The following is a 4,082-nucleotide window of genomic DNA, read 5'->3' on the forward strand; positions in this document are numbered from 1 at the left end:
TCGACGAGGGCGTTGGCGGTCGCGCGGAGTTCGTCCATGTCGGCGTCGATGCGGTCGACGACGGCTGTCGTGTCGCCGACGTCGACTTCCTCGCCGCCGCCACCGCCGCCGGCTCGGGCTTCGGCGAGCTGTTCTTTCAGGTCCTCGATCTGCTTGCCCCGTCCCTTCCACTCCTCGAAGAACCGTTCGGCGGTTTCGGGCACGTCCGCGGGAGAGACATCGAGGATCTCGGCGGCCGCGTAGAGCGCGTCCTCTTTTGCCTGGGTGGCCGCGATGGCGGCTTCGCCGGCCGCGAAGGTGATCCGCTCGACGCCGTCTTGGACGCGCTCGGTGTTGAGGATCTTGATCGTCCCGATGTCGCCGGTCCGGGCGACGTGCGTGCCACCGCAGGCCTGGGTATCCTCGTCGACGTGGATCAGCCGAATCTGCTCGCCCGGCGGGATACCGCCCTGGTAGAGGTCGAAGCCGTATTCGGCCTCCGCGTCGTGGCGGTCGGGCCACTCCTGAGAGACGGCGGTGTTGTCCATCACGATCTCGTTGGCGCGATTCTCGATCCGTTTGACGGTCTCGCGGTCGATTCGATCGTAGTGGCGAACGTCGATCCGCGAGCTCTCGACGCCCTTCTGCGCACCGGCCTGTCGGATGTGCTCGCCGAGCACCTGCCGTGCGGCGTGAATGACGATGTGGGTCGCGGTGTGGTGTCGCATGAGCTGTCGGCGACGCTCACCGTCGACCTGGCCGTTGACCAGTTCGCCCTTCCCGGGGTCCTCGTCGGCCCGATGAAGGATGACGCCGTCGACGATCTGGACGTCCTCGATCTCCACGGAGGTGTCGTCGGTCGAAAGCGTTCCCGTGTCCGCGGGCTGACCACCGCCCTCGGGGTAGAACATCGTCTGATCGAGGACGATGTCGTAGCCCTCCTCGCGCTCGAAGACGTCCAGGACGACCGCCTCGAACTGGGTGCGCTCCTGGTCGTCGTAGTAGAGTTTCTCCGTCGCGGGGAGATCCTCGAAGCGCTCGTTTTCGCCCTCCTCGGCGACCGCGACCGCCTCGGGCGTGTCGTGGCGCTTCGCGACGAGGCTGTAGAAGTCGTCGGGAACGTCGACCGCTGCGCCCGTTTCCTCGGCGATCTCCGCGACCATGTCCGGTTGGATCCCGTGGGAGTCGTAGAGTTCGATCAGTTCCTCGGTCGGGATCGGCTCGCCCTTCTTGGCGTACTCCTCGGCGAGCGTTTCGACCCGGCGACCGCCCCGCTCGAGGGTCTCGCGGTACTTCTCGACCTCGGTGCGGACGATGTCGCGGATCGTATCGCGGTTCTCGTATGCGAGGCGCTCGGCCTGCATGTCGACGAGCTCGTCCAGCGGCGCGTCGACGCCGACCGTGTCACAGAGCCGTTTGGTTCGCCGGAGCACCATCCGCGCGAGGTAGCCGGTGCCGACGTTCGAGGGAACGATGCCGTCGCCCAGCATGTAGGCCAGCGTGCGGCAGTGGTCGGCGATCGCGTAGATGTCCTCGAGGGGCTCCATGAGTTCCTCGAGTTCCGCGGCGTCGACGTCGAGTTCGGCGGCGATCTCGCCGCGGGCGGTCTCCATGTCCTCGGCCTCGTCGATATCCATGTGACCCGCGAGCTTGGCCGTCCGGTGGATCAGTTCCTCCTGCTCCTCGGTGTGCTCGATGCCGGCGTTCTCTTTGAGGAACGCGATCATATCGGGGTAGACCGCCTCGTAGACCGTCGGGGTACCCTGGGAGACCCACGTCCAGCGCTCGAGCCCGTAGCCGGTATCGACGATGTAGGTGTCCATTGGGCTGTAGCGGTTCCCGTCTTTCATCTCGTACTCGCCGTCGGGATCTTGCTCCATCGACATGAAGACCAGCGTGGCGAGTTCGACGCCGCGGTAGATGACCTCGATGGCGGGCCCGGCGTTGCCGCCGCCGACCCACGGATCTTCGATGTAGATTACCTCCTCGAGATCGACGCCCATCGATTCGAAGAAGCCGTCGCAGAGTTCGACGGTGCGGTCCTTCCAGTAGACCTCGCCGTAATAGGCGTACTCGTCTTCCGCGACGTCCTCGCGCGTGTTGAACGCGTGGTGGGCCATCATCTCGAAGGCCATCGTGTGCCGCCCCGTCTTGCCGACGTTGTCGATGTCCTGCATCCGGATACAGGGCTGGGAGACACAGAGGGGGTTCGCCGGCGGCGGCGTCTCGCCGCTCGTCACCAGCGGCTGGAAGTCGTAAATCGACGCTTGCGTCAACAGGACGTCGTCGCGCCAGCGGTTCGCCGCGACCGGGTAGGGATCGATTCGCTCGTGCTCGTTGGCCTCGAAGAAGGAGAGAAAGGCCTCGCGCATCTCCGACAGATCGTACGACTCGTCGAATCCCGAGTTGTCGATGAAGCCGTACTCCTCGCAGGGCGGCTCACCGCAGGTCACCCTGCTCTCGTCGCGCGTCCAGAAGTGAGCGCCACACTCCGGACACTCCTTGCGCTCGAACCCTTCCTCCTCGAAGTACTCGAGGCGATATTCGTCCGCCAGTTCGCTCATTACGCGTCTATTGGCCCTGCAGCGCGTAAAACAGTTCCGCAACCGGTGTCACGACGCGATCGGTCGCGACAGCGGCGATCGGTCTTCGTGCGGACCGGACCCCCCGCGGCACCGCCGTAATCGAGCCGGCCGGCCGATACTCCTGCAGCGTTTGTTAACCCACGGTAGTCACAATATCATCCGCAGTTCAGATAAGTAATTGATAAATGTCCGCCAGTGGAACGTGTCGGTAATGGCGAATCGCGAGCGAAATCGAAGGGGTGTTCTGGCGACGCGATCCGGTGGGACGGATCGGGTGGGTCCGACTTACCCCGGTGACACACACGGATTCGCGAACGAGGGAGACTACTGACGATGGCGACCAGACGGTCCCTCCTCCGGAAAGCCGGCCTGTCCGCCGTCGGAACGGTCGCCGGTATCACCCTCCTCCCGTCGCCGCCCGACGCGACGGATCCGACGGGGACGGTCGAGGCCGCCGAGCCCCCCGCGGCGGTCGCCGACTGGATCGACGAACCGATCACCGATGAAGACGACGCGCCGATCGGTCGCTACCACTACGAACCGACGAGCGACGGGTTCCGCGCGACCGCTCCGTTCAACGTCGTCGTGCTCCCCGAAGCCGACGGCGAGCGCGGCCTCGAGACCGTCATGTCCGTCCTCGACGAGGAAGGGTGGATACGCAGCCCCGAGGAATACACGCGGTTCGCCTGGGATCGGGAGACCGAGTCGTATGTGCGCCAGCAGGCCACGGCCGCCCAGTCCTACTACGGCGTCAACGGTCGGCGTCACGTTCGGTGCTGGTCGTTCGAAGGCGTCGTCTCGATGCAGGCCCACGAGGATTCGCCCGCTCGGCCGACGCACGGGGTCCCCTCCTACCAGCGGGGCCGAGACACGATCGAAGCGATCTTCGACGGAGCCGGCTGGCGGGTCTCCCCCAGTGCGATCGATCTGACGAACGCGAAGGAACCCGACCACGACGGGGTCGCGACGGTCATCGCGGAGGACCCATGAGTACCGAGACGGACGACCACCGATCGCTCGAGGTGCGGGCGGCCGTTAGTACTGCCCTCAGGCACCCCCTGCTCGGTCTCGAGCCGCGACGGACGGCGCTCGCGGGAGCCTCTCTACTGGGGCTCATCGCGACGTTTCTCGCCAGCTACGTTGGAACGAAAGTGCCGATCGGCAACGCCCTTCGCACGCCGCTGACGTTCGGGCTGGATACGCTCAGCCTGCTCGTCATCGCGCTGGTGACGGCGACGATGCTGCTCGCGCCGTTGTGCTACGCGGTCTGGAACGGCGGTCCACTGCTGTCGTTCGGCCTCCCTCTCGTCCCGGTCGCCGTCGGCGACACCGTGGCCGGTGGGTACGTGCTCGATCTCGATCTCGCGGTCGCATTGACGGTCGGCGCGAGTGCAGCGACGCTCGCGCTCCTCTCCACCGACGTTCGGCAGGTGGGGTCCGCTCGATTCTGGCGGGCCGACGTCGACGAGGATCGGTTGCTGTTCGTCACCGCGATCGCGACCGTCGCCGCCGTCGGCG

3 protein-coding genes are annotated in these 4,082 nt (G+C 66.1%); 2 read left to right on the forward strand and 1 reads right to left on the reverse strand.

The genetic code is table 11. From position 1 onward, the window contains the following. Positions 1-2,543, reverse strand: a 2,543-nt coding sequence (gene alaS, locus PGX04_RS08590) for an alanine--tRNA ligase (RefSeq protein WP_273738123.1), incomplete at its 3' end; no start/stop codon positions are given. Between the two features lie 354 nt (positions 2,544-2,897). Here alaS and PGX04_RS08595 point away from each other — a divergent pair. Beyond that, positions 2,898-3,554: a hypothetical protein gene (locus PGX04_RS08595; protein ID WP_273738124.1), complete on the forward strand. Its 657-nt coding sequence runs from the start codon at positions 2,898-2,900 to the stop codon at positions 3,552-3,554. Further along, positions 3,551-4,082 (forward strand): hypothetical protein (locus PGX04_RS08600; RefSeq protein ID WP_273738125.1); only part of this gene is annotated, 532 nt, incomplete at its 3' end. The genes PGX04_RS08595 and PGX04_RS08600, both read left to right, overlap by 4 nt.

The sequence above is a fragment of the Natrinema soli genome, from assembly GCF_028618695.1.